At 51.5% G+C, this 550-nt stretch carries 1 pseudogene; it reads right to left on the bottom strand.

What is annotated here, in order from left to right:
- A pseudogene (locus tag J5069_RS23990) lies at positions 1-550 on the bottom strand (dicarboxylate transporter/tellurite-resistance protein TehA); the annotation flags it as partial.

Here is a 550-nt window from a genome sequence, read left to right as displayed (position 1 = left end):
AGGCAAGTGCCGAGAGCCCGAATGAGGAACTCCAGGACGAGAGGTTGAATGGCCCTTTCAGATACCATGGAATCAGACGGATCATAAATAACAACTGTAGCAAACCGTAGCCAAAAAGCAGTTTTGCAAAGGTATCAGCCTCCCCGCCATTAACGGCCAACCAGGCATTGCATGCAACCAGAGAAGGGGCAAGCTGTATACCGAGAGAAAGTCTCACCGGTGCTGGCATTTCCCCGTGGCTACGCATTCTATGTAGAATGGCCGAATAGAATGCCGAGATCGTGGTATCCCAGCGCGCCACTGGCCATACAACTGATGAAGTTATTCGCAACAGTGGGTAGATAAAGCCCTGGTGTGGTTGCATCGTGCGGATGTTTTCCTCGCCATATTCCAGCGCTTTGCCAGGCGGCATACGCGAGTTGGATGATCGCTCCTGTAATAAACATTGCCACGCTGAGTGGTCTACACCAAGGCACGAAGCCTATTGCAACCAACATGGGGGTTGCAGGGAATAAACTGATATAGCTGCCCATGAGGGGGTGCTCAATTT

This window comes from Candidatus Symbiopectobacterium sp. NZEC127 (assembly GCF_025962675.1).
In the GTDB taxonomy this organism is placed as follows: domain Bacteria; phylum Pseudomonadota; class Gammaproteobacteria; order Enterobacterales; family Enterobacteriaceae; genus Symbiopectobacterium.
This window is presented reverse-complemented; position numbering and strand designations above follow the sequence as displayed.